25 protein-coding genes, 1 pseudogene and 1 riboswitch are annotated in these 23,560 nt (G+C 71.1%); of the genes and pseudogenes, 8 read left to right on the top strand and 18 right to left on the bottom strand.

Annotated elements, in window-relative coordinates:
• Positions 1-10: 10 nt before the first annotated feature.
• The 12 genes from O7632_RS18755 to O7632_RS18700 all read right to left on the bottom strand — a co-directional run bounded on the left by O7632_RS18755 (position 11) and on the right by O7632_RS18700 (position 9,870).
• On the bottom strand, positions 11-223 hold the full coding sequence (locus tag O7632_RS18755; protein ID WP_278116049.1) for an NmrA family NAD(P)-binding protein: 213 nt from the start codon (positions 221-223) through the stop codon (positions 11-13).
• Positions 220-3,036 (bottom strand): aminomethyl-transferring glycine dehydrogenase, encoded by a 2,817-nt coding sequence (gcvP, locus tag O7632_RS18750; RefSeq protein WP_278116048.1) that lies wholly within the window; start codon positions 3,034-3,036, stop codon positions 220-222. Before gcvP ends, O7632_RS18755 begins: the two co-directional genes overlap by 4 nt.
• Before the next feature lie 68 nt (positions 3,037-3,104).
• Positions 3,105-3,200: riboswitch (glycine riboswitch) on the bottom strand.
• 131 nt (positions 3,201-3,331) lie between these two features.
• The gene (locus tag O7632_RS18745) at positions 3,332-3,925 is read right to left on the bottom strand and encodes a MerR family transcriptional regulator (RefSeq protein WP_278116047.1); all 594 of its coding nucleotides are present in this window, start codon (positions 3,923-3,925) and stop codon (positions 3,332-3,334) included.
• Between the two features lie 176 nt (positions 3,926-4,101).
• Positions 4,102-4,566, bottom strand: a complete 465-nt coding sequence (locus O7632_RS18740) for a bifunctional nuclease family protein (RefSeq protein ID WP_278120177.1) — start codon at positions 4,564-4,566, stop codon at positions 4,102-4,104.
• A gap of 93 nt (positions 4,567-4,659) precedes the next feature.
• Positions 4,660-5,343, bottom strand: a complete 684-nt coding sequence (locus tag O7632_RS18735; RefSeq protein ID WP_278120175.1) for a MerR family transcriptional regulator — start codon at positions 5,341-5,343, stop codon at positions 4,660-4,662.
• Positions 5,344-5,466: 123 nt separating this feature from the next.
• Positions 5,467-5,919, bottom strand: coding sequence for an FHA domain-containing protein (locus O7632_RS18730; RefSeq protein WP_278116046.1), 453 nt, complete (start codon positions 5,917-5,919; stop codon positions 5,467-5,469).
• 226 nt (positions 5,920-6,145) lie between these two features.
• Positions 6,146-6,526, bottom strand: a complete 381-nt coding sequence (gene gcvH, locus O7632_RS18725) for a glycine cleavage system protein GcvH (RefSeq protein ID WP_278116045.1) — start codon at positions 6,524-6,526, stop codon at positions 6,146-6,148.
• A gap of 75 nt (positions 6,527-6,601) precedes the next feature.
• Complete coding sequence (locus O7632_RS18720; RefSeq protein ID WP_278120174.1) at positions 6,602-7,489, bottom strand: DUF881 domain-containing protein; 888 nt, start codon at positions 7,487-7,489, stop codon at positions 6,602-6,604.
• Positions 7,490-7,503: 14 nt separating this feature from the next.
• The gene (locus O7632_RS18715) at positions 7,504-7,836 is read right to left on the bottom strand and encodes a small basic family protein (protein ID WP_278116044.1); all 333 of its coding nucleotides are present in this window, start codon (positions 7,834-7,836) and stop codon (positions 7,504-7,506) included.
• Complete coding sequence (locus tag O7632_RS18710; RefSeq protein WP_278116043.1) at positions 7,833-8,723, bottom strand: DUF881 domain-containing protein; 891 nt, start codon at positions 8,721-8,723, stop codon at positions 7,833-7,835. Before O7632_RS18710 ends, O7632_RS18715 begins: the two co-directional genes overlap by 4 nt.
• Entirely contained in the window at positions 8,720-9,346 is a 627-nt protein-coding gene (locus O7632_RS18705; protein ID WP_278116042.1) for a CDP-alcohol phosphatidyltransferase family protein, read from the bottom strand. Before O7632_RS18705 ends, O7632_RS18710 begins: the two co-directional genes overlap by 4 nt.
• Positions 9,347-9,489: 143 nt before the next feature.
• Positions 9,490-9,870, bottom strand: coding sequence for a hypothetical protein (locus O7632_RS18700; protein WP_278116041.1), 381 nt, complete (start codon positions 9,868-9,870; stop codon positions 9,490-9,492).
• A gap of 137 nt (positions 9,871-10,007) precedes the next feature.
• On the opposite strand from O7632_RS18700, the gene O7632_RS18695 reads away from it, so the two are divergent.
• Together O7632_RS18695 and O7632_RS18690 are read left to right on the top strand one after the other, a co-directional pair.
• The gene (locus tag O7632_RS18695) at positions 10,008-10,565 is read left to right on the top strand and encodes a hypothetical protein (RefSeq protein ID WP_278116040.1); all 558 of its coding nucleotides are present in this window, start codon (positions 10,008-10,010) and stop codon (positions 10,563-10,565) included.
• Between the two features lie 398 nt (positions 10,566-10,963).
• Positions 10,964-12,574, top strand: a complete 1,611-nt coding sequence (locus O7632_RS18690) for a copper resistance protein CopC (protein WP_347403582.1) — start codon at positions 10,964-10,966, stop codon at positions 12,572-12,574.
• Between the two features lie 77 nt (positions 12,575-12,651).
• Here O7632_RS18690 and O7632_RS18685 read toward each other — a convergent pair whose 3' ends face one another.
• The 3 genes from O7632_RS18685 to O7632_RS18675 all read right to left on the bottom strand — a co-directional run bounded on the left by O7632_RS18685 (position 12,652) and on the right by O7632_RS18675 (position 14,309).
• Entirely contained in the window at positions 12,652-13,479 is an 828-nt protein-coding gene (locus tag O7632_RS18685; RefSeq protein WP_278116039.1) for a DUF1775 domain-containing protein, read from the bottom strand.
• Positions 13,480-13,569: 90 nt separating this feature from the next.
• The gene (locus O7632_RS18680; protein WP_278116038.1) at positions 13,570-14,073 is read right to left on the bottom strand and encodes an MSMEG_6728 family protein; all 504 of its coding nucleotides are present in this window, start codon (positions 14,071-14,073) and stop codon (positions 13,570-13,572) included.
• 23 nt (positions 14,074-14,096) lie between these two features.
• Positions 14,097-14,309: a hypothetical protein gene (locus tag O7632_RS18675; RefSeq protein ID WP_278116037.1), complete on the bottom strand. Its 213-nt coding sequence runs from the start codon at positions 14,307-14,309 to the stop codon at positions 14,097-14,099.
• 229 nt (positions 14,310-14,538) lie between these two features.
• Between O7632_RS18675 and O7632_RS18670 the strand changes: the two genes are divergently transcribed.
• Positions 14,539-15,213 carry a DUF4142 domain-containing protein gene (locus O7632_RS18670; protein WP_278116036.1) on the top strand — a complete coding sequence of 225 codons (675 nt, stop codon included), beginning with the start codon at positions 14,539-14,541 and terminating at the stop codon, positions 15,211-15,213.
• A gap of 398 nt (positions 15,214-15,611) precedes the next feature.
• Positions 15,612-15,953, top strand: coding sequence for an STAS domain-containing protein (locus O7632_RS18665; protein ID WP_278116035.1), 342 nt, complete (start codon positions 15,612-15,614; stop codon positions 15,951-15,953).
• Positions 15,954-15,980: 27 nt separating this feature from the next.
• Here the strand turns inward: O7632_RS18665 and O7632_RS18660 are convergent, their stop codons facing one another.
• Positions 15,981-16,535 (bottom strand): hypothetical protein, encoded by a 555-nt coding sequence (locus tag O7632_RS18660; RefSeq protein ID WP_278116034.1) that lies wholly within the window; start codon positions 16,533-16,535, stop codon positions 15,981-15,983.
• Positions 16,536-16,888: 353 nt separating this feature from the next.
• On the opposite strand from O7632_RS18660, the gene O7632_RS18655 reads away from it, so the two are divergent.
• Genes O7632_RS18655 through O7632_RS18645 form a run of 3 tightly spaced genes read left to right on the top strand, consistent with a single transcriptional unit; the run spans position 16,889 to position 21,720 of the window.
• Entirely contained in the window at positions 16,889-18,673 is a 1,785-nt protein-coding gene (locus O7632_RS18655; RefSeq protein ID WP_278116033.1) for an N-acetylglutaminylglutamine amidotransferase, read from the top strand.
• The gene (gene ngg / locus O7632_RS18650) at positions 18,660-20,507 is read left to right on the top strand and encodes an N-acetylglutaminylglutamine synthetase (RefSeq protein ID WP_278116032.1); all 1,848 of its coding nucleotides are present in this window, start codon (positions 18,660-18,662) and stop codon (positions 20,505-20,507) included. The genes O7632_RS18655 and ngg overlap by 14 nt, the downstream gene beginning before the upstream one ends.
• A gap of 22 nt (positions 20,508-20,529) precedes the next feature.
• Entirely contained in the window at positions 20,530-21,720 is a 1,191-nt protein-coding gene (locus O7632_RS18645) for an osmoprotectant NAGGN system M42 family peptidase (RefSeq protein ID WP_278116031.1), read from the top strand.
• Between the two features lie 7 nt (positions 21,721-21,727).
• On the opposite strand, the gene O7632_RS18640 is transcribed toward O7632_RS18645, so the two are convergent.
• Entirely contained in the window at positions 21,728-22,516 is a 789-nt protein-coding gene (locus O7632_RS18640; protein ID WP_278116030.1) for an enoyl-CoA hydratase, read from the bottom strand.
• Positions 22,517-22,602: 86 nt separating this feature from the next.
• Here O7632_RS18640 and O7632_RS18635 point away from each other — a divergent pair.
• Positions 22,603-22,830, top strand: a pseudogene (locus tag O7632_RS18635) (MBL fold metallo-hydrolase); the annotation flags it as partial.
• 73 nt (positions 22,831-22,903) lie between these two features.
• On the opposite strand, the gene O7632_RS18630 reads toward O7632_RS18635, so the two are convergent.
• On the bottom strand, positions 22,904-23,509 hold the full coding sequence (locus O7632_RS18630) for a sigma-70 family RNA polymerase sigma factor (protein WP_278116029.1): 606 nt from the start codon (positions 23,507-23,509) through the stop codon (positions 22,904-22,906).
• Positions 23,510-23,560 lie beyond the last annotated feature (51 nt).

The raw sequence follows: 23,560 nt of genomic DNA, 5'->3' as shown, positions 1-23,560 counted from the left end.
GCTGGCGACTCTAACGACCCGCTGCGACATCGCGGCCCGGGAAGTCGGCCCGTACGGCGCAGGCGTCGGGCAGTTCGGGGGCACGAGCCGGGTCGCGCACCAGCAGACGTTGAGCGGCGCCGGCAGCGGCCAAGCGGTGTGCGACGCGCCCGCCGAGACGCCCGGTGGCTCCGGTGACGCCGACGAGGTCGCTGCCGGGCCGCGGCATGAGGTGCTGACTCACTGGGCGAACGCCTCCGGCGGCGGACACGCACACACCAGGTTCCGGTCCCCGTAGGCGCCCTCGACCCGCCGCACCGGCGGCCAGTACTTGTCCGCCCGCAGCGCCGGCACCGGATACGCGGCCACCGACCGCGGATACCGGTACGGCCAGTCGTCGGCGGTGACCAGCGCCGCGGTGTGCGGTGCCTGCCGCAGCGGACTGTCCGCCACCGACCACACCCCCTGCGCCACCTGGTCGATCTCGGCCCGGATCGCGATCATCGCCGCGCAGAACCGGTCCAGTTCGGCCAGGTCCTCACTCTCGGTCGGCTCCACCATCAACGTGCCCGCCACCGGAAACGACATCGTCGGGGCGTGGAAACCGTAGTCGATCAGCCGTTTCGCCACGTCCTCCACGGTGACGCCGGTCGCCTTCGTCAACGACCGCAGATCCAGCACACACTCGTGAGCGACCAGCCCCTTGTTGCCGCTGTACAACACCGGGTAGTGCCCGCGCAGCCGGGCCGCGACGTAGTTGGCGGCCAACACCGCCGCCCCGGTCGCCCGCACCAGACCATCGGTGCCCATCAACCGCAGGTACGCCCACGGAATCGGCAGGATGCCCGCCGACCCGTACCGGGCGGCCGAAATCACCGGGCCGGTGCCGCCGCCCATCGGATCCGCCGGCAGGAACGGAGCCAGATGGGCGCGGACCGCCACCGGCCCCACCCCCGGGCCGCCGCCGCCGTGCGGAATGCAGAACGTCTTGTGCAGGTTCAGATGCGACACGTCGGCACCGAACCGGCCTGGCCGGGCGTAGCCGAGCAGCGCGTTGAGGTTCGCCCCGTCGACGTACACCTGCCCGCCGGCGTCGTGCACCCGGGCGCACAGATCCGCGATGCCTTCCTCGTAGACGCCGTGCGTCGACGGATACGTCACCATGATCGCCGCGAGGGTGTCACGGTGGGCGTCGATCAACCGTTGCGCGTCGGCCACGTCGACGTTGCCGTCGGCGTCGCAGCCGACCACCACCACCCGCATCCCGGCCATCACCGCGCTCGCCGCGTTGGTGCCGTGCGCCGACGACGGGATCAGACACACGTCCCGACCGGCCTGCCCCCGCTGCCGGTGGTAGCCGCGGATCGCCAGCAACCCCGCCAACTCCCCCTGCGAACCGGCGTTGGGCTGCACGCTGACCGCGTCAAAGCCGGTCACCTCCGCCAGCCAGGTCTCCAGCTCACCGATCAGCCGCCGGTAGCCGACGGTCTGCTCCGCCGGCGCCAGCGGATGCACATCGGCGAACCCCGGCCAGCTGATCGGCTCCATCTGCACCGCCGCGTTCAGCTTCATCGTGCACGAACCCAGCGGAATCATCCCCCGGTCCAGGGCGTAGTCGACCCCGGCGAGCCGACGCAGGTACCGCAGCATCGCCGTCTCGCTGCGGTGGTCGTGGAACACCGGATGGGCCAGGATGTCGTCGTCGCGCCGCCACCCGGCCGGGATCGGCTCGTCGACGTCACCGACGTACGGCGCCACCCCGAACGCCGCCCACACCGCCGCCAGATGCGCCTCGGTGGTCGTTTCGTCACAGGTGACCGCGACCGTGTCCGCGTCGACCAGCCGCAGGTTGACCCGCCGCGCCGCCGCGGCCGCCACCACCCGCCCGGCGCCGCCGGGCACGGTCGCCGTCACCGTGTCGAACAGCGGCCCGTCGCCGACGGACACCCCACCGGCCCGCAACCCGGCCCGCAACCGCGCCGCCATGCCATGGGTGCGTTCCGCGATCGCCCGCAGCCCCTGCGGCCCGTGGTAGACGGCGTACATCGCGGCCAGCACCGCCAGCAGCACCTGCGCGGTGCAGATGTTGCTGGTCGCCTTCTCCCGGCGGATGTGCTGCTCCCGGGTCTGCAACGCCAGCCGGTAGGCGCGCCGGCCGTCGGCGTCCCGTGACACCCCGACCAGCCGGCCCGGCAGCATCCGTTCCAAGCCGGCGCGCACCGCCAGGTAACCGGCGTGCGGCCCCCCGAAACCCATCGGCACCCCGAACCGTTGGCTGGTGCCTACCGCGATGTCCGCGCCGATCGCCGACGGCGGACGCAGCAGCGTCAACGCCAACAGATCCGCGGCGACGGTCACCACCGCCCCGACGGCGTGCGCCGCCGCGACCACCGCCCGGTCGTCGCGCAGCAGACCCGACGCCGTCGGGAACTGCAGATGCATCCCGAAGTACTCCCCCGGCAGGTCACCGGAGACGTCACACACCCGCACGTCGACACCGAGCGGCTCGGCGCGGCTGCGCAGCACCGCGACCGTCTGCGGCAACGCGCCGGCGTCGACGACGTACACGGCGCTGGTCGACGCCGACACCCGCCGCGCCAACGCCATCGCCTCCGCCGCGGCGGTCGCCTCGTCCAACATCGACGCGTTCGCCGTCGCCAGCCCGGTCAGGTCCGCCACCATCGTCTGGAACGTCAGCAGCGCCTCCAGCCGGCCCTGACTGATCTCCGGCTGGTACGGGGTGTAGGCGGTGTACCAGGCCGGATTCTCCAACACGTTACGGCGGATCACCGCCGGGGTGTGGGTGCCGTGATAACCCAGGCCGATCATCGACACGGCGGGCGTGTTGGCGGCGGCGAGTTCCCGCAGCGCCGCCGTCACCTGCGGCTCGTCCATCGGCTCCGGCAGATCGAGCCGGTCCCGCCAGCGGATCACCTCGGGAATCGCGGCGTCCATCAGGTCGTCGACGCTGGCGAAACCGACGACGTCGAGCATGCGGCGCGCGGCTGCCTGATCAGGGCCGATGTGACGGTCGGCGAACGAAGACGACGTGGACACCAGGCGGCTCCCGGGGTGAGGTCGACGGGCAACCTCCCCCTCTGTCGGCGCCGTCGCCTTCAGAGTCGCCAACCCGGGTGGTCCTTTTGCCTGAGAGGTTCCGGGGAGGATTTGCCCCTTCGGCGCCGTCACCGGACAGCGACGGTCTCTCCCACGCAGGTACGCGGCGACGTCCACGCTACCGGCTGCCCGGCCACCGCGCTGCGGTGACGTCGATCACCGTGACCCGCCGGCCCGACCACACCACAGGGGCGACGCCCGGCCGACACGGCCGACGACCGCGGCCGGCGCTGGGTCAGCCGGCGCGCCGCCGGGCACGCCGGGCCGCCAACTCGTCGCTGACGTCCACCACCGCCGACGGATCAGCCGAAACCGACTCGGCCACCGCCGGCTCCGCCGGCAACTGCGACAACGAACCCTGGATCTCCTTGAACGCCCCACCGATCGCGATCCCGAACACCCCTTGGCCGCCCTGCAACAGATCGACGACCTCTTCCGGAGAGCGGCACTCGTACACCGTCGTGCCATCGGAGATCAACGTGATCCCGGCCAGATCGGCTACCCCGCGCGACCGCAACGTCTCGATCGCCTTACGGATGTTCTGCAACGACACCCCGGCGTCGAGCAGCCGCTTCACGACCTTCAACACCACCAGGTCACGAAACGAGTACAGCCGCTGCGATCCCGAACCCGCCGCGTCCCGCACACTCGGCACCACCAGCGACGTCCGCGCCCAATAGTCCAACTGTCGGTAACTGATCCCGACCGCGTGACACGCGGTGACTCCCCGGTAGCCAACCAGGTCGTCGTCCAGCCCGCCGCCCGACGAACCCTCGGACGAGCCCGGATGATCAGACGATCCCGGGTCAGGCTCTCGCTGCTCGGGCATACGGCAACCTCCCCGTCAGTGCGGCCCACACCCGGACGGAACATGAGCCCATCGACATGGCCACCCTAACGCCAGACACCACCCGAACCAGGAACGCGAGGCGCGACACGCCGCGTACGGGCGGCAACGGCGCGCGTACGCGAAGGCGACCACGGCAACCACACCGGGCCGCCCGGTCACCCCGCGAAGTCCTCCGGCCGCACCTGATCCAGGAACTCCCGGAACTTCTCGACCTCGTCCTCCTGCTCGTCCGGAATGACGATGCCCGCCTCCGAGAGCACCTGCTCAGCACAACGAATCGGAGCCCCGACCCGCAACGCCAACGCGATCGAATCGCTCGGCCGAGCCGACACCCGCACACTGTCCCCGATCAACAGATCGGCGTAGAACACGTTGTCCTTCAACTCGGTGATCTCCACCGCCCGCAACGGCGCCCGCAACGCCGCCAGGATGTCCCGCAACAGATCATGGGTCAACGGCCGGGCCGGCTTCACACCCTGCTGCTCATAGGCGATCGCGGTAGCCTCCACCGCACCGATCCAGATCGGCAGGTAACGGTCCCCGTCGACCTCCCGCAGCAGCACGATCGGCTGGTTGGTGGGCAACTCCACCCGAACCCCGACCACGCTCAGCTCACGCACCGCCGCCTCCGTGTCGTCGTCGTCCATCCCGCTCCCGCCCCTCCCTGCACGGTACACGGACGAACAGACAGCCGTCTGGTCGCGCCGAGCACCTCACCGGCCGAGCGTCTCACGCAGACCAGCCCGCACCAACGCGGCATGCAACTGCTGAGACAACCCGATCAACTCCCGAGCCGTCTCCGCCGCCCGAGCGCGCGCGGCCGGATCACTCTGCCGCGCCAACGGCGCCACCAACTGGGCGAACAACCCGACCTCCCGATCCGCCGCCGCCCGCACCGCCCGAAGGTGACGCACCTCCAACCCGTGCCGCAACAACCCGGCCACCGCGACAGCGACCGCCAACCCGTCCGCGTCGTACCAGCCCGGCGCCACCGCCACCACCAGACCCAGCCGCTCCACCTCGGCCAACACCGCCGGCTCCAACCCACTACGCCCCAGCAGATCCGCCCGACTCAACCGGGAATCCACCGGCTCCGCCACCGGCCGCGACGGCACCTCACCAGACGGGCTCACCGCCACCAACGTCGGCCGCGCCCGCGACGCCGGCTCGTCCCGCTGCGCCAACTGCTCCCGGATCACCCGCAACGGCAGGTACTGATCCCGCTGCGCCGTCAACACGAACCGCAGCCGCGCCACATCGTCCCAGCTGTACTTCCGGTAGCCCGACGGCGTCCGCCGCGGCTCCACCAGCCCTTCGGCCTCCAGGAACCGCAGCTTCGAGATGGTGGTGTCCGGGAACTCCGGACGCAACTGCGCCAGCACCTCACCGATACTCATCAGCGCAGCCGCGACCGCGCCGTCCCGGGCCGCCGCCTGCTCAGTCACCACGACACCCCCGGCTCACCAGCCGGCGTCAGCCACGTACCGCGCACGAAGCCAGCTCCGTCCGCGCCCCGAACCTCAACCGCGGCCAACCTCCTCGTCCGGCCGCGGACCGGCGATGAAGACCAACCGGAACTTCCCGATCTGGACCTCGTCACCGTTGCTCAGGGTCGCCGCCTCCACCCGCTCACGATTGACATAGGTGCCGTTCAGGCTACCCACATCGCGCACCGTGAAGGTACCGCCATCACGGTGGAACTCCGCGTGCCGCCGCGACACCGTCACATCGTCAAGGAAAATGTCGCTGTCCGGATGCCGGCCACTGGTCGTCACGTCATGATCCAGCAGGAACCTCGCCCCCGCGTTCGGACCACGCCGCACCACCAGCAACGCCATTCCCGGCGGCAACGAACCAGACATCCGACTCGGCACCACATCGGTGTCCGGCCCCTCCAGCACTTCGTCGAGCGAACCAAGGTTCAACGTCGACGTGACGTCGAGCGGGGGGAACTCGTCGTCTGGGCGCGTCATGGACCACCTCACGGATCTGTTCGGTCGGCGTCGGGGCTCTCCGGGTCACCCACAACCCCGGACCCGCGAACAGGGCCGGTGCGCGGGCTCCCCAGTGCCGTACGGCACATTTCCCACAACGCTCAACTGTTGTTAGCTTCTCGGTCGACTGGGCGAGCCTAGCCAGCGCCGAAAACAAGGGTCAACAAGACTCGCGGGCACAACATACCTTGCGGACGGTCACACCTCAGCGTTCGGTGAGTTCCCGATACGCCGCCGCGTCGAGCAACCCCTCGATCGCACCCGCGTCCACCGGCTCCACCTGCAACAACCACCCGGCACCGTACGGATCCGAGTTCACCGTCTCCGGCGCGTCGACCAAGACCTCGTTACGCGCCACCACCGTGCCGCTCACCGGGGCGTAAATCTCCGACACACTCTTGGTCGACTCGATCTCACCGCACACCGCACCGGCCGACAGCTGCGCACCGACCTGCGGCAACTCGACGAACACGATGTCACCCAACGCGTCCTGCGCGAAATGGGTGATACCGACCCGCACCGGCCCGGTGCCGTCACCCGCCACCCACTCATGCTCCGCGGTGTACCGCAGATCGTCTGGAATCACGCCCGGTCCCTCGGTCCTCGACACTCACCACTGACAACCGCCCCGCGCCGGCGAACCGACCCGAGCACCCGCCGATCAGGAGACCGGACGCGCGTAACGCAACACCCTCGGCTCGCTCAGAGTCGACACCTCGACCACCTCACGTTCCTCGACGATCACCGTACCGCCGTCACCCGAGACCGACGCGACCACCCCACCCGGAATGTTCAACGCCGTCCGCATCGTCGTCGCCTCACCGATCACCAGGATCTCGTACGGCCCCGTCAACCGCTGACCATCGACCTCCACTCCCCCGTCGACGTCCAGGAAATAACTACTCGCCACCAGCCGCACCGACCGGCCACTACCACCGCTGATCTGCATCGCCTCCGCGCCCGCACCCCGCAACTCCTGCACCGCGTCCAACAACGCCGCCGCCCGCAACGGCTCGGCACCCGCCGTGAAACGCACCCGCAGACCCGGCCCCACCGCCGGCAGACTGCCACCCAGAACACCCAACTCGTCCGCCCGCCGCGACGCCTCCGCCAACGCCGCCTCACGCCCCTGCGCGCCCGAGGTCAACTGCCGCTGACTCTCCTCCAACTCGGCGATGTCCTGCCGCAGACGCTCCTCACGCGCCTCCAGATCGGACAAGATCCGGACCAGGTCCTCCTGTCGGGCAGCGGTCAACGTCGGATCCGTGGCCGTGCTGCGCACCTGCGCCACGAACGTGAAACCCAGCAACACCAGCAACACCACGATGATCAGACCGGCCGACGACAGTCGCGGCCCGCCCCGCCGCCCACCGGAACCAGCCGGCGGCGGATCGCCCACCGGACCGGCCGGCGGCGACGCCGACCCGACTGACGTCGCGCCGGTCTCGGCCGGCTCGGACGCGCCGGTCGCTGACCCGACGCCAGTCGGCCGAGGCGACCGATCAGCCGCCTCCGGCCACCCCGTACCCGTCTGCCTACGTACCGCCATCGCCTCGAAGATCCTCACGCCCGGAACAGATGCCGACGGATCGCCGCGACGTTACCGAAGATCCGCACCCCCAACACCACGACCACACCGGTCGACAACTGGCCACCCACCCCCAACTGGTCACCCAGGTACACGATCACACCCGCCACCAGCACGTTCGAAATGAACGAGATCACGAACTGCTTGTCATCGAAGATCCCGTCCAGCTTCGCCCGCACCCCACCGAACACCGCGTCCAACGCCGCGACCACCGCGATCGGCAGATACGGCTGCAACACCGCCGGCACCACCGGATCGAAATAGACGCCCAACAGCATTCCGACGAGCAACGCCAGCACGGCGATCATCGCGTTCCTCCCGAGGCGGCGACAGACGGACCCGGTGCCGGCGACGCCGGACTGGCATAGCGCAACCGAGGTTCACCTGCGGCCGGCAACATCAGATCATCAGCCGACCGCACCTCGAACGACAACCCGTGCTCGTCGGACACCAGCCGCAACAACGCCGCCGCCTGACTGTCGGCGAAATCCTCGTCCAACCTCCCCGGACCGATCGCCGACACCTCGTACGGCCCGGTCACCGGCCGGAAGTCCACCAGGATCGCGTTACCCGCCGCCCGGATCGTCGACGTCGCGGTCAACCGCTGACCATTGATCGACACCGCCTCCGCACCAGCGCTCCACAACGCGTTCGCGACATCCTGCAGATCCCGGTCCAACACCCGACCCAAATCGTTCGCCCCCACGCCGGTCACCGGATCCACCGACTCCGGCGCGTCGGTCAACCGTACTATCACGCCGTCGCCGCGCACCCGGGCCAGCCCCGCCGCCGCCTCCAGATCCCGCAGGCCCGCCGCCTGTGAACCACTCAACGCGGCGTCCCGCTCGCGGGCCACGGCGTCCCGCAACTCGTCCGCCCGACGCTGCAACTCGTCGGTCTCCGACTGGCGTTGCGTCACCTGCGCCACCAGACCCGACCGCGCCTGCGACCGGCTCGGTTCCTCCGCCACGGTTTTCTGGTACGCCAACACGAACAGGAAACCCACCGCCGCCATCGACAACGCCATCGCGACCCTCGGCACCAGCGCCCGCCAACCCCGCCGAGGACCCCGCACCGCCCGGCGCGCCGCCGCGTCGGCGTAACCCGGATCCAACGGGCTGCGGAACAACTCGATGAGGAAATCCGGCGCGTACTCCCGCCGTACGGCCGGACCGTCCCGGCCCTCGTCGCTCATGCCCGCTCCGTCCTCGCCCCGGCGGACCGTACCAACACCGCGGTCTGCCACCCGTACAGCACACCCGCCAGCCAGTACAACACCAGGCCCCACCAGGCCAGGCCCCACCCGATGGCGGCGGCCGCCGTCGCTGCCGGACCGAAGCCGAGCACAGCGGAGAGCAACAACACCGGGAACGCCGCCAACAGCACAAAAGTAGCTGTCTTGCCTACATAGTGCACCTGTGGCGGGCCGTAGCCGAACCGTCGCAGCACCAGCAGACAACCACCCAACAGCACCTCACGACTCAGCAACGCCACCGTGAACTGCCACGGCATCACCTCGCGGGCGGTGAACGCGACCAACGTCGCCAGGATGTACAGGCGGTCCGCCAGCGGATCCAACAACTCACCCAGCCGCGACACCTGGTGCATCCGCCGGGCCACGAATCCGTCCACCCAGTCGGTCGTGCCGCCGACGGCCAGCACCACCATCGCCGCCACGTCGGCCCGCTGGACCAGAAAAAGGTAAAGGAACAGCGGCACACCCAATAAACGGACAAAACTGATAATATTCGGCACTGTCACGACTCGGGTCACCACATCGGCCCGCGCCGACCCGGTCCGCGCAGACGGATGCGACACCGACACTCCCTCTCCCCGCCCCGACCGGTCTGTCCCACCGGACCGACGACACCACGGCGGCGAGCGAGCCCGGCGGTCCCCCAAGGGGCCCTGTCACCTGGCGAGCGCCACTATAACCCGCCTTTCCCACCTCACCTGCCGACTCACCCGCCGCCCCCACCCTCGTCGACCACCCGCCGCCGCATGAACGACTGCCAATAGCCCACCATCCGATCCACCCCCTCGACCGAGCCCACCACCTCCGCCAGCCACCGCACCTGCTCCGGATTCCACAACCCGTCCGTCACGATCCAACCCTGCGCGCCCAACTCGTCGAGAACCTCCAACCGCCGCCCGGTCAGCACCGCGCAGCGATGTCCGGCGCCGTCGGCGATCACCGTCACCGTCGGCCCCGCCGACGGTGACCGCTCCCCGTCAGCCGGTCCGACGGTCTGCACGAAGTACAGATACCCGTACGCCCAGCGCTCCGTCGTGGACGCGCCCTGACCCGACGACGACTCCCCTCGATGATCATCCGCTGCCACCGGACGCGGCTACCCCGGGGCACGGCGGGCAAACCGCGCCGGTGCCCCGTCACCACGCGGTTACGATCAGTGCCGGCGACCGCCGCGAGCTGGACCCCTTGCCGCCAAACCGCAATCGATCATGCTTGGATGGTGGCATGCCGGCCCACCTCGACCCAGCCGCCCGGCGCGACCGGCCAGCCGGTGCCCACCCCACCGGCACCTCCCGCCGGAGCACGTCGCGTACCCGCTGGTGCCCCCTCACCGAGCTCAGTCCACTCGCCCGCGCGCTGCTCAGCGACGACCTCGGCGGACGCGACGTCGTCCCATCACACGTCGCCGAGCGGGTCTCCGCCGAAGCCGAACAATGGGCCAGCCACGGCTTCACCGAGGACACCGTCCGCCCGTGGCGCGACCTGCCACCGGCCGCCGCCGGCCATCTCGCCAGCCAGCAGGTCGATCCCCGGGTGCTCGACCTGCCCGTCGCCGTCGTCGCCGGCACACCGCCCGTCCCCCTGCGCATCGCGATCGTCACCGGCCGACTGCCGGCCGAACGCGCCTACCAGCTGCTTGTCCTGACCGGCGAGCACACCCCGGCCGGTCAGGAGCGCGGTGACCAGCCCCCCGCCATGGCCACCCGTACCGCCCCCGCCCGACCGGTGACGCCTGTGTTGTTCTCGCACGCCGGCCAGGACTCCGCGCAGTCGGAGGACTGAACCCGCAGACCCGGTAGTCAGGACTGCCGCCGACCCCCGGTGATGGGGGTCGGCGGCAGTTCGTTTTCGGGTGTCGACATGAGTGGGTGGAGGGGTCACATCCCCTATAGCGTCCTAGGATGGAATGAGTCGCGCCACCACACCCATGTCTCGGCTTCACCCCGCCGGGCGCGGCCGTTTGCCTCCCCGCGACCGCATCGCGCACCATTCCGTGCGGCAGTCGTCCGTGCCGGCCGCACCGGCACATCCCCACCTGGCCGGAGTGTCCCCGCGTGCTGAACCGATCGCCCCGCCCAACCGAACTACCTGAGGTGGAACACGCGGAATCCGGACGGTGGTACCGCCCCCGGTCGGCCGTCCCGACGCGCCGGCCGATCCGACGCGTCCGGGCGCTCCTGTTGGGACTGCTGCTCGCCGGCCTGGGAGTGCTGGCCGCACCCGCCACACCAGCGGCGGCGCACGCCGTGCTGGTGACCGCCGATCCGGTTCCCGGCTCCGTGCTCGGCACCTCCCCCAGGGTCGTCGTCCTGACCTTCACCGAGCCGGTCCGGCTGATCGACGGCCGACTGCAGATCCTGGCGCCGGACGGCAAGCGAATCAACGACGGCGAGCCCCGGGTCGACGGCGCCACCATCACAGCCGGAATCCGCATCCCCGACCAGCCCCTCGGCACCTACCTCGTCAGTTACCGGATCATCTCCGCGGACGGGCACCCCGTCGGAGGCGGCTACACCTACTCGGTCGGGGCACCGTCGGCGACGGTGCCGCAGGTCGACCCCGACGGCCAGCGCACCTCGGTGACCGCCGCCGTCGCCGCCACCACGTTCGTCGGCTACCTCGGCGTCGTACTCGCCGTCGGACCGGCGCTGCTGCTGGTCGCGCTCTGGCCGCCGCGACTGCCCCGCCGACCCGGGCTCCGCCTGGTCCGTACCGGACTGACGCTGATCGCCGTGGCCACCGTCGCGGGGCTGTGGGTGCGCGCACCGTACATCAGCGGCAGTGCCCTGTTCGACGTGTCGACCGCCGACCTCGCCGCCGTTCTGACCAGCGGGTACGGGCTGACGGTACTGGCCCGGCTAGGCATCCTCGCCGTACTCGCGGCGCTGCTCACGCCGGCACTGACCGGCGGCGGCGGGACCGTCCGGCGGGTCGCCCTGCTCGCGCTGGCCGTAACCGGGTTGGCGACCTGGCCGCTGACCGGACACGCGCTGGCGGCGCCGGTGCCCGCCGCCAGCGTCGTGGCCGACACGATCCACATCGCCGCGGTCGCCGTCTGGCTCGGCGGCCTGGTGGCTCTCGGCGGCGTCCTGCTTCGCCGCGCCCACCCCCGTCTGATGGGCCGGATCCTGCCGGTCTGGTCGGCCTGGGCGACGGTCGCGGTCTGCTGGCTGCTGCTGGCCGGGGTGGTCCAGGCCGTGCTGGAGACCGGGACCGTGTCGGCCCTGCTGACCACCCGGTACGGCCGCTTGATCCTGCTCAAGGTCGGTCTGGTCGCTGGTCTGCTGATCGCCGCCGGCTACGCTCGCCGGCTGGTCCGCCGCCCGGACCCGATCGACCACCGCCGGCTGACCGGGGTCGTCGCCATCGAGGTCGCGGTGGCCGTGACGGCGCTCGCCGCCAGCGCCGTGCTGGTCCAGACGACACCGGCGCGGACCGCCGTCGCCGAGGCGCAGGCGCTGGGACAGGACAGCTTCGCGCAGACCCTGACCAGTTCGCTGTACACCTTGCAGTTCGACATTTATCCCGTACAACTCGGCGAACACAACACGGTGCACGCCTACGTGTACACCCCGCAGGGCGCGCCACTCGACGTGGAGGAGTGGACGATGACCACGGCGTTGCCAGCGCAGGGTGTCGAGCCGGTCAGCACGCCGCTACTCGGGTTGCAGGGCAACCACGCCGTCGGCGCCGTCGCGTTCCCGGTCCCGGGCGACTGGCAGGTCCGGTTCACCATCCGGATCTCCGACATCGACCAGGCCACGGTGACGACGACCGTGCCCGTGCGGTGACCGTCCGGGGTGCCGCCATCCGGCACGGAGCGGACTCGCGGCGAACGGCTCCGGGTTCACGTCTGCCGGCTCCGGGTTCACGTCTGCGGTAGCCGCCAGCGGCCACCCTCGCCGGCGGATCCCGCCGCGACCAGCGACGAGTCGGCCGGGCCGTCGTCACCCTCGGCGGCCACGGTCGTGCTGCGGCGGCGGCTGAACCACCAGACGGCCACCGCCCCGAACGCGGCCCCACCGGCGAGGCCGGTCAGCAGCAACGCGGCGGTGGTGCCGCCGTCGGCGGCGGACTCCGGTGCGGCGGTGGCCGGCGCCGACGGGTCCGCGCCGGTGGCACCGGCGTGGCCGCCGTGACCGGCGACGGCGGCGGGATCGGCGGCGACCAACGTCAACGCCGGGGCCGGTCGGGTGGCGCCCGGTCCGCCCCAGCGGACCTCGGTGCCGTCGGAGTAGGTCTGCGTCACCGCGAAGTCGACCCGGTCGGTGTCGGGCAGCGGGCCGATCGAAATGACCAGCTCGATCGGCTCCGGCCGCACCGGCGGACTCGTCACCCGCAGCCACACGATGCTCTCGGTGACCTCGATCGTCTGGCCACCGTGCAGGCCGGGCAGCGGCTCGGCCAGTCGCCGGTTGGTGATCCGGGGTGCCCAGTCCTGCACCGACATTGGATACACCTCGGCGATCGGCAGGTCGACGGGCAGATCGAGACGTATCTCGGTGGTGTGGGCACCGGGCCGCTCCTGCGGGACCACGAACGTCACCATGACGCCGGCGCCGCGAGGGGCCTGCTGTGGTCGCAGCGTCACGTCGGCCGCGGCGACCGCCGGGGCGGCCAGCAACACGCCGCCGGCCACCGCACCGGCGACGAGGGCGCCGATCCTGTCGATGCTTGCGCGCAGACCCCTGACCATCGCGTCGCCCTCCCGTAGCGCGGCGGCAGCCGCCGAACCTGATTCACCGATAGGTGGTTCGGCGGGCAGGGGCCGAACGGTTCAATCTGATCACGATATTTCTTCCGCCGGCCGGCCGGGGCCGACCCGGGGCGCGGCGGGCGGCGCGGCCGGCCACACGTACGGCACCGCCGGCAGATCGCCGAAGAGCGGGCGGTAGAAGGCGGGATCCTTGTGCAGCAGGGCGCTGCGGTGACTCAGGTGCAGATCAGCCCGGCCCAGCCACGGCGGCAACGCGTCCCCGCCGGCCAGGTCGGCCTGGCGTCGCACCCGCTCGACGCCGCGCGTCGCGGTCAGTTCACGGCGCAGGGACGCGGCGACGGTGTCCGCCCGGCCGGCACGTGTCCATCGACCGCACACCTCCAGACCGTAACAGACCAGTGCCTCTTCGTAGCCGCTCCACATCCGTACGGCGGGATGATGCCGCCAGCCGTACCCGGGCACGGTCAACCCGCGCAGCACCTGCAACGCCTCGACCCGCTGCTTGCCCAGGCGCAACGGGTCGAGAACGGCGGCGCTGGCGGCGAAATCGGGGTACGGCAGGAAGGTCTGCATCTGGCCCGCCCGGCACGACCCACTCAGCGGGTGTCGGAGTCGTCGCCGGATTCCACGCTGTCGTCGGCCGCGACGTCGCCTCGCGGCCCGTACGGCGACGTCTGCCCGGCTGGTACGGACCGACCCCGGTGCCCCCGTCGGCCCGGTCGACGTGCGGCACCGTCCGGTCCCTTGCTCTCCTGCACCAGCGGATTCTGTCCGCTGCGGCGCATCTCGGGTTGCTGGATGTTGGTCACGGCGGCCTCCCGGTCGGTTCGCGTGGGGCGCTGTCCGCATCGGGGTACCCGTGGCCGGTGCCGCCACACCGGACGGCGGCCGCGAATCGGACCAGCGGGCCGAGGACTAGCTCTGTTCCCCGGCCCCGCTCACCCGGGACGACCATCGGCGGCTCACCCGGATCGGCCCGCATGCCGCCAGCGGCCCCGGGTACCTCGGTGCCCCGACGAGTCAACCCGAGGGGGAAACATGAAAAGGTCCGCAACCACCCGGCTGGGTGTGCTGGCCGCGATGGCAGCGGTCGCGCTGCTACCCGCGGCCGCTCACGCCGCAGCGCCGTCCGAGCAGGACACGCAGTATCTGCAGGCGATCCACCAGGTCAACCTCGGCGCGATCCAGATCGGCCAGTTGGCGCAGGACACTCCCGACGCCGCGCAAGGCGTACGGGACGTGGGGGCGGACATGGTGACAAACCATACCCAACTGGATGAAGAGGTGAACCGGGTCGCCGGTGAAGTGAACGTCGACCTGCCGGCCGACCCGACCCAGCAGCAGCAGGACCTCGTCGGTCAACTCGACGGGCTGGAGGGTGGCGAGTTCGACGCCGCCTTCGTGGAGAGCCAACTCCTCGGCTACGCGCAGGTCATCGAGCTGAACAACGCCGAGATCGCCCAGGGTTCGGACGAACGGGTCACGAACCTGGCCCAGGAGGCGGCGCCGGTGCTCAACGAGCTCTACACCGCGCTGCAGAACCTGGCCGCGCAGCTGGGGCTGCCCACGTCGCCGAGTCCCGGGGTGAGCCCGACCGCGCCGGGCACCGGGACACCGACCGCGCCCGGCAGCGCGACGCCGGCCCCGCCGGTCAGTCCGACCGTTCCCGCGCCGACTTCCAGCCCGCAGACCCCGCTGCCGGCGCAGAGCTGACGCGGCGTCCCGCGTCGACGCGGGACGCCGGAGCGGGCCCGGACGACGACGAGACCGCACGGCCGTGCTGAGTCGATCAGCCGGACCGCGACGAGACGCCGGTGGACGTCGGCCGAGCCGACGTCCACCGGGCAGTCGCGCCCGACGGAGGTCGTCCACCGGCGGCGGGAATCCGACGAGGCCGGCCCCGCCGCCGAACCACCGACGGATCCGTGGCGATCGGATCGCTCAGGGTGATCGGAACGGTTGTCCGCACAGTCCGAAACGGGGCTGGTACATCGAGTGGACATACCGTAATGTGACGCCTCACACACCGCCCACAGCAGCGGATATCGATCCGCGTGGACTGACGCTCCATCTCCTCCCGTACCCGTCGCCATCCGACCGGAGGCTTCGACGTGGATTTTCTGATCACCCGCAGCGACCAGGGACCGACGGTCCGGCTGGCCCTGCACGGCGAACTCGACCTCGCCACCGCCGGCGAGGTCCGCGACGCCGTCACCGCCTTGCTGGCCCGGTCGTCGCCGGCCCGGATCGTGCTCGATCTACGGCTGGTCACCTTCATCGATTCGACCGGAATCGGCAGCCTGGTCGCCTGCCATCAGGCGGCCACCGTCAGTGGGAGCCGGCTCGACCTGGAAAACCTCAGCCCTTTCGCGCGGCGGCAGTTGTGGGCCACCGGGCTGCTGGGGCTCTTCGGTTTCCCGGCGGCGCGGGCCGACGAACCCGTCCCCCGCTGACCGCCGGTACCGGGCCGCGCCGGGCGATCACAGCACCTGTCCCAACTCGGTGTGCCGGCTGCGTCGCGACTGCCGGGCCGACCACCGGGCCTCCACCACCCGAAGGTAGGCCACGGTGATCAGGCCCGGGTGGTAGCTGGTCGCGGCGAACCCCCACTGGGCGGCCAGGTTCTCCGCCCGCCGCAGCAGGTTGTCCACGTCGTGCAACGACAACCGCAACCGCCGTACCGCCGTGCCGACGACCGCTCGGCGTACCGGTACGGCCCGGCGGGCCTCGATGTCGGCCACCCCGACGGGCTCGCCGAAGCCGTACCGGACGATCCGGACGACCTCGTCGCTGGTCACCGGGTCCCGACCGGCCGAGGTGAGCCGGGCCGCCGCGCCCGCGAAGCACCGCAGCTCCGTGCCGAGCTGGAAGTCGCTGCGGGCCAACTGGTCCAGTACGGTGACGTACGCGCCTTCGACCACGCCGAACAGGGCGGCCGGATCCCGGCCGGCGCCCTTGCGTTCCAGGTGTCGGGTGAACCAGGAGTGGCCGAGGACCGAGGCTCGCAAGTGGTAGCCCTCAAGCGTGGTCAGCACACCGGTGCCCTCCTCGGTCGACCTCCCGCCGCGAGGCGGGTACCCACGCCGGACAGTGGTCGGTTCTCCACCATCCACTGATGAAAGCTCCGAAACCGTACCCGATGTCGGATAACCGGCGTAACGCCGGGGCGGCGGCGGATCCAACCAACTGATTGATCAACCAGCTGCCATGATCCGCCGGCCAGCGTACGAGATCGACGACCCGTCGCGGACCGCCGTTCCGCCCAGCGGACGCCGGTCGGACACGCCGGCCGAGACACCATCGCGGCGCGGCGGTCGAGGGCCCGCCGGGCCGGGCCGCCCAGCCGTCAACTGGGCGAATCCGGCCTGGTCTGGCAGGATGGGTACGCATGTGCGGACTTGCGGGAGAGCTACGCCGCGACGGTTCCCGCGCCGACATCGGCGCGGTGGAACGGATGGCGGCGACGATGAGTGACCGCGGACCCGACGACGGCGGCTCCTGGTCACACGGCAATGTGGCGTTCGGCCACCGACGACTCAAGATCATCGACCTGTCGGCCGCGAGCAACCAGCCGATCGTCGATTCGGCGGCCGGTCTGAGCGCGGTCTTCAACGGCTGCATCTACAACTACCGACAGTTGCGTGACGAACTCCAGACGTACGGACACCGGTTCTTCTCCCAGGGCGACAGCGAGGTCGTCGTCAAGGCGTACGCCCAATGGGGCACCGACTTCGTCGATCACCTCGTCGGCATGTTCGCCGTCGCGATCAGCGAGCGCGACAGCGGCCGCCTCGTCCTGGCCCGCGACCGACTCGGCATCAAACCGCTCTACCTCGCCGAAGTGCCCGGTGTGGTGCGCTTCGCGAGCACCCTGCCGGCGCTGCTGGCCGGCGGCGGCGTGGACACCAGCATCGACCAGGTGGCGCTCGCGCACTACCTGGGTTTCCACAGCGTCGTACCGGCACCCCGGACCATCCTGAACGGTGTCCGCAAACTGCCCCCGGCGACCGTACGGGTGTACCAACCGGACGGATCGGTCGACGAGCGCGTGTACTGGGATCCGCCCTTCGTCCGCGACCCCGCCCGCGCCGACTGGTCCGAACAGGACTGGCAGGACGCGCTACTCGAATCGTTGACCACCGCCGTACGGCGACGGATGGTCGCCGACGTACCGGTCGGCGTGCTGCTCTCCGGCGGGCTCGACTCCAGCCTGGTGGTCGCCCTGCTGGCCAACGAGGGTCAACGCGGGCTGGCGACGTTCTCCATCGGCTTCGACGCCGTCGGCGGCCGCCAGGGCGACGAATTCGTCTACTCCGACCTCGTGGCGCGGCGGTTCGACACCGACCACCACCAGATCAAGGTCGCCGCCGGCGACCTCGTGCCGCCGCTGGAAGCCGCGGTCGCCGCCATGAGCGAACCGATGGTCAGCCACGACTGCGTCGCCTTCTACCTGCTCAGTCAGGTCGTCGCCGAGCACGTCAAGGTGGTGCAGTCCGGCCAGGGCGCGGACGAGATCCTCGGCGGCTACCACTGGTATCCGCCGCTCGCCCAAGTCGGCCGCGACCAGGCGCTGGACACCTACGCGGCGGCGTTCTTCGACCGCGACGCCGCCGGTCTGGCCCAGGTCCTCAGCCCCGAGCACCTGCCCGCCGGTGACCCGGCTCGGGACTTCGTCGCCGCGCACCTGGCCCGACCCGGCGCGCAGGACGCCGTCGACGCCGGGCTACGGATCGACACCAACGTCATGCTGGTCGACGATCCGGTCAAACGCGTCGACAACATGACCATGGCCCACGGCCTGGAGGCACGTGTCCCGTTCCTCGACCACGAGTTCGTGGAACTCGCCGCGACCTGCCCGCCCGAGCTCAAACTGGCGCAGGGCGGCAAGGGAGTCCTCAAGGAGATCGGCCGCCGGGTACTGCCGTGGGAGGTCATCGACCGGCCGAAGGGCTACTTCCCCGTGCCCGGCCTGACCCACCTCGAAGGGAAACTGCTCGACCGGGTCCGCGACGCCCTGCACGCGCCGTCGGCCCGCCGACGCGGGCTGTTCCGCGACGGATACGTCGACACCCTGCTGCGGGAACCGAACGCCGAACTCACCCCGCTCGGCGGCAACAAGCTGTGGCAACTGGGACTGCTGGAGATGTGGCTGCAGAGTCATGGCATCGACTGACGACACGGACACCCACCGCCCACCGACCACGCCGCCACTGCGACGAGAACGCATCGGACCAGGTGGCGATCCGATCGTCGCCGGAGCCGCGACCAGCGGCGACGGTAACGGTGACAGCGAAACGTCCTCGACCCGGACCGACAGCGCCGACGTGGTGCTCGAATGCGGTTGGGGTCGGCTGGTCTTCGGCCAGACGTTCACCGACCCCTCGGACGTGGCCGACGTGCTGCGCTCGGAAGCCGCCGGATCCCGCGACATCTGCATCTACCTACCTGATCCACACGTGCTGGTGTCGCGGCTGCCCGACGAGTTGTTCATCGACCCGTCACTGACGTTCCGGCTGGACCTGTCCACGGTCGACCCACCCCAGCAGACCGAGCCCGGGCTGCGGATCCGTCCGTTGCGCGACGACGCCGACGCCGACGCCGTCAACCGGATCTACGCCCACAACGGGATGGTCACCGCGCCGGTGGACATCCTGGTCGCCAACGCCGCGACCGACCGGTTCGTCCACCTGGTCGCCGAATCCGTCACCGGACAGGTCGTCGGCACCATCACCGGAGTCGACCACGTCGCGGTCTTCGACGACCCGGACAACGGGTCCAGCCTGTGGTGTCTGACCGTCGACCCGTTGGCCGCGCCACCCGGCACCGGACAGGCGTTGCTGCTCGACCTCGCCGGCCGACTCGCCGACCGGGGACGGGTCTTCATCGACCTGTCCGTGCTCGCCGAGAACGACGGCGCGATCCGGCTCTACGAACGACTCGGTTTCCACCGCACCCCGACCCTGTGCGTCAAACGTAAGAACCCGATCAACGAGCGGCTCTTCCTGGCCAGCCTGCCCGACGGCTACGACGACCTGAACCCGTACGCCCGGATCGTCGCCGACGAGGCGATGCGCCGGGGCATCCGGGTCGAGGTGATCGACGCCGGCTGGGGAGAACTGCGGCTGACCAACGGCGCGCGCAGCATCGTCACCCGCGAATCGTTGTCCGAACTGACCTCGGCGGTGGCGATGAGCCGCTGCGACGACAAGCGGGTCACCCGTCGGGTACTTCTCGACGCCGGACTGTCCGTGCCCCGGGGACGCACCGCCACCGGCGACGACGCCGACGAGGCGTTCCTCGCCGAGATCGGCGAGGTGGTGGTGAAACCCGCCCGGGGCGAGCAGGGCACCGGCATCACCGTCGGTGTCCGCGACCCGGCGGCGCTGCGGGAAGCGGTCGCGTTGGCCCGCCGACACTGTCCCGAGGTGCTGATCGAACAGTTGCACCACGGTGAGGACCTGCGGGTGCTGGTCATCGACCACGAGGTGGTGGCGGCGGCGGTACGGCGACCCGCGGCGGTCACCGGCGACGGCGTCCACACCGTCACCGAACTGATCCGCCGGCAGAGCCGACGGCGGGCAGCGGCGACCGGCGGTGAGTCGACGATCCCCGTCGACGACGTCACCCGGGAGGTGATCGCCGAGGCCGGGTACGGGATGGACGACGTGCTGCCGAGCGGGCAGGTGCTGACCGTACGACGGACGGCGAACCTGCACACCGGCGGCACCATCCACGACGTCTCCGACCGGCTGCACCCCGACTTGGCCGCGGCCTGCGTGGCGGCGAGCCGGGCGCTGGCCATCCCGGTCACCGGACTCGACCTGCTGGTGACCGCTCCGGATCAGCCCGATCACGTGTTCATCGAGGCCAACGAACGACCCGGGCTGGCCAACCACGAACCGCAACCGACCGCGGAACGCTTCATCGACCTGCTGTTCCCGGGTACCAGCGCGCCGCAGCGGCGGTGGAGTCCGGCCGGTGCCGGCGGGGCGAACGCGGGCTCGTGAACGGCGACGGTACGGTCTTCGCATGCCGGCCGATCCGAAGACCCCCGCCCCGCTGAAACTGGACCTGGACTACCTGCGGCAGGTGATGCTGGAGCTGCTGGACATCCCCAGCCCGTCCGGCCGTACCGACCACGTCCAGCAGTACGTGGGTGAACGGCTGTCCGCTCTTGGCATCCCGTTCACGGTGACCCGGCGGGGCGCCCTCAACGCGTCGCTGTCCGGTCCCCGTACCACCGGTGCCGACCGGGCCATCGTGGTGCACACCGACACGATCGGGGGGATGGTCAAGCGGCTCAAGGAGAACGGGCGGCTGGAGCTCAAGCCCATCGGTACGCACAGCGCCCGGTTCGCCGAAGGCGCCCACGTGCGGATCTTCACCGACGAGCTGGACCGGGTGATCACCGGTCAGGTGCTGCCGCTCAAGGCCAGCGGGCACCGCTACAACGACGACGTCGACCTGCAGGGCGTCGGCTGGGAGCAGGTCGAGGTGCGGGTCGACGAACCGGTCACCGACGTCGCCGGGCTGCGCGCCCTCGGCGTCGACGTCGGTGACTTCGCGGCGATCCTGCCCGCCCCGACCATCACCGCCAGCGGCTTCGTCAAGTCCCGCCACCTCGACGACAAGGCGGGGGTGGCTGCCGTGTTGACCGCGGTCAAGGCCATGGTCGACGCGGGCCTGCAACCGCCGGTCACCGCGCATCTGCTGATCACCTGCACCGAGGAGGTCGGGCACGGTGCCAGCCACGGCCTCGATCCCGACGTCGCCGAGATCGTGTCGGTGGACGCGGCCGTCGTCGCCCCGGGTCAGCAGTCGCGGGAGAACGCCGCCACGGTGGCCATGGGTGACGGGGTCGGACCGTTCGACTACCACCTGACCCGCAAGCTGGCCGGGCTGGCCGCCGAACACGACATCGACCTCGTCCGGGACGTGTTCGACTACTACCGTTCCGATGTGGCCGCCGCCGTGGAGGCCGGCGCGCACGCCCGGGTGGCGCTGCTCGGCTTCGGTGTGGACGCCACCCACGGTCACGAACGCACTCACCTCGACGGGCTGCGCCACCTGGCCCAGCTGCTCTGCCTCTACCTGCAGAGTGACCTGGTGTTCCCGGAGTGGGACGCCGAACCCGACGGCGACCTGGCCGATTTCCCGTCCCTGGCGGTGCAGCCGGCGCAGGAATCCGGCCCCCAGGAAGGCCCGATCGGAGTGGTGTGACGCCGGCTCAGCTCGACGTCGCCGGCTCGGCGGTGGTAGCACGGCGGCGGCCGGCCAGCAGCGCGGCCCGTACCGCCGGGTCGCTGGCGGACGCGGCCTGGGCCCACGCCTCGTACTGCAGCGAGGCGTCGAGTCCGGCGGACGCCGCGACCCGGACGCTCTGCGTGATGTGCCGCACCAGATGCGGATCGAGGTCGGCGTAACGGTTCGCCGCGCTCACCGCCGCCGCGAGGGGATCCTCGGCGATGGAGAGCACCAGGCCCAGGTCACGGGCCTGCGTGGCGTCGAGCATGGCGCCGTCGAGCAGGATCTGCGTCGCGCGCTGCGCACCGAGCGCGTCGACGAGGAAGTAGGTGCAGCCCCCGCCCGGGTGCAGACCCATCCGGGTGAACGTGGCACCGAACCGAGCCTGCGGACCAGCGATCCGCAGATCGCAGCAGAAGGCCAGGTTGAGCCCGGCGCCCACGGCGGGCCCGTGCACCGCGGCGATGGTCAGCAGATCCAGCTGGCGTACCGACAGGAAGCTGCGGTAGATATCCTCCAGCTCACGGCGGGTCTCGTTGACGTCGCGTTCCGGTCCGCCGAAGATCTCGTCCAGGTGGGCACCGGCGCAGAAGGCACTGCCCGCCCCCGTGACGACCAGCACCCGGGCGTCCCGGTCGGCGGCCACCCCCGCCACCGCCTCGGCGAGCTCCCGCTTCATGACGGTGCCGATGGCGTTGCGACGTTCGGGATCGTCGAGGGTCAGCAGCCGTACGCCGGGATGCTCACCGGTACGTACCGTGACGGTCTGCATGATGCGATACCTCCTGCGGTCCACGATCACGACGTCGGGTCGGCGCCCACGGCCGTGGGGTGCCGACACCAGGCTAGGCGTACTGCCTGTACGCCGCCGGCCTGGCGGTGGTGTTCACCGGCGACACCCTGTTCGCCGGGGGACCCGGCGCCACCGGCCGTTCCTACAGTGACTTCGGCACCATCATCACCTCGATCGAGACCCGGCTGCTCGCCCTGCCGTCCGGCACGGTGGTGCACACCCGGGCACGGCGGCAGCACCACGATCGGGGCGGAGGCCCGCAGCTGTCCGAATGGATCGCCCGAGGTCACTGACGGCGTCGGGGCGGGGCCGTCGGCGAGGCGGAGCGGGAACCAGGGCCGGTCAGGCCGAGGCAGGTCCGGTCGGTCAGCCGATGGCCCGCAGGTGGCGGCCGGTGGACCGGTCGCCGTCGGCGGCCATCGCCGCGACGAGGTCCTCCCGGGCACGCGCGACCCGTGAGCGGATCGTGCCGATCGGGCAGTCGCAGACCTCGGCCGCCTCGGCGTAGCTCAACCCGAGCACCTGGGTGGCGACGAACGCCTCCCGACGGTCGGCGGGCAGATCCCGGAGCAGCTGACGCAACACCACGGCGCCGTCGAAGCGGGGGGCGCTGGTGGCGGTGACCGTCTCCGCCACCGCCTGCCAGTCGTCCAGGTCGGCGACCCGGGGACGGACGACCGCCGCCCGGATGTGGTCCACGGCAACCCGTCGGGCGATCGCCAGCAGCCAGGTACGGGCGGTGGACCGGGCGGCGAAACGCGGCAGCGCCCGCATGGCCCGCAGGTAGGTTTCCTGGGTGAGGTCCTCGGCCTCGGCCGCGCCGACCACGTGGGTCAGAAACCGCTGCACGTGATGCTGGGTGCCCGCGATGAACGCGGTGGCGGAGTCCCGGTCGCCGTCACGGGCGGCGAGCGCCCAACGGGTGATGTCGGCGTCGCGTGGTCCCCGCTCGTCTGGTCCGGCGTGCGGCATGAGGCAAGCGTATCCGCCCAGGCCCGATCACGGGAACCTCGCCCCGCCGGG

The organism is Solwaraspora sp. WMMD406 (assembly GCF_029626025.1).
In the GTDB taxonomy this organism is placed as follows: domain Bacteria; phylum Actinomycetota; class Actinomycetes; order Mycobacteriales; family Micromonosporaceae; genus Micromonospora_E.
Note: the sequence above shows the minus strand (reverse complement) of the source record. Positions and strands in the feature narration are given on the sequence as shown.

Excerpts from the sequence above, each read along its gene's own strand:
- O7632_RS18655 (WP_278116033.1), top strand. The coding sequence starts at position 16,889 with ATGTGCGGACTTGCGGGAGAGCTACGCCGCGACGGTTCCCGCGCCGAC.
- O7632_RS18735 (WP_278120175.1), bottom strand. The coding sequence starts at position 5,343 with ATGAGTATCGGTGAGGTGCTGGCGCAGTTGCGTCCGGAGTTCCCGGAC.
- O7632_RS18710 (WP_278116043.1), bottom strand. The coding sequence starts at position 8,723 with ATGAGCGACGAGGGCCGGGACGGTCCGGCCGTACGGCGGGAGTACGCG.
- ngg (WP_278116032.1), top strand. The coding sequence starts at position 18,660 with ATGGCATCGACTGACGACACGGACACCCACCGCCCACCGACCACGCCG.
- O7632_RS18695 (WP_278116040.1), top strand. The coding sequence starts at position 10,008 with ATGCCGGCCCACCTCGACCCAGCCGCCCGGCGCGACCGGCCAGCCGGT.
- O7632_RS18730 (WP_278116046.1), bottom strand. The coding sequence starts at position 5,919 with ATGACGCGCCCAGACGACGAGTTCCCCCCGCTCGACGTCACGTCGACG.
- O7632_RS18715 (WP_278116044.1), bottom strand. The coding sequence starts at position 7,836 with ATGATCGCCGTGCTGGCGTTGCTCGTCGGAATGCTGTTGGGCGTCTAT.
- O7632_RS18720 (WP_278120174.1), bottom strand. The coding sequence starts at position 7,489 with ATGGCGGTACGTAGGCAGACGGGTACGGGGTGGCCGGAGGCGGCTGAT.
- O7632_RS18645 (WP_278116031.1), top strand. The coding sequence starts at position 20,530 with ATGCCGGCCGATCCGAAGACCCCCGCCCCGCTGAAACTGGACCTGGAC.
- O7632_RS18685 (WP_278116039.1), bottom strand. The coding sequence starts at position 13,479 with ATGGTCAGGGGTCTGCGCGCAAGCATCGACAGGATCGGCGCCCTCGTC.
- O7632_RS18680 (WP_278116038.1), bottom strand. The coding sequence starts at position 14,073 with ATGCAGACCTTCCTGCCGTACCCCGATTTCGCCGCCAGCGCCGCCGTT.
- O7632_RS18670 (WP_278116036.1), top strand. The coding sequence starts at position 14,539 with ATGAAAAGGTCCGCAACCACCCGGCTGGGTGTGCTGGCCGCGATGGCA.
- O7632_RS18745 (WP_278116047.1), bottom strand. The coding sequence starts at position 3,925 with ATGCCCGAGCAGCGAGAGCCTGACCCGGGATCGTCTGATCATCCGGGC.
- O7632_RS18640 (WP_278116030.1), bottom strand. The coding sequence starts at position 22,516 with ATGCAGACCGTCACGGTACGTACCGGTGAGCATCCCGGCGTACGGCTG.
- O7632_RS18630 (WP_278116029.1), bottom strand. The coding sequence starts at position 23,509 with ATGCCGCACGCCGGACCAGACGAGCGGGGACCACGCGACGCCGACATC.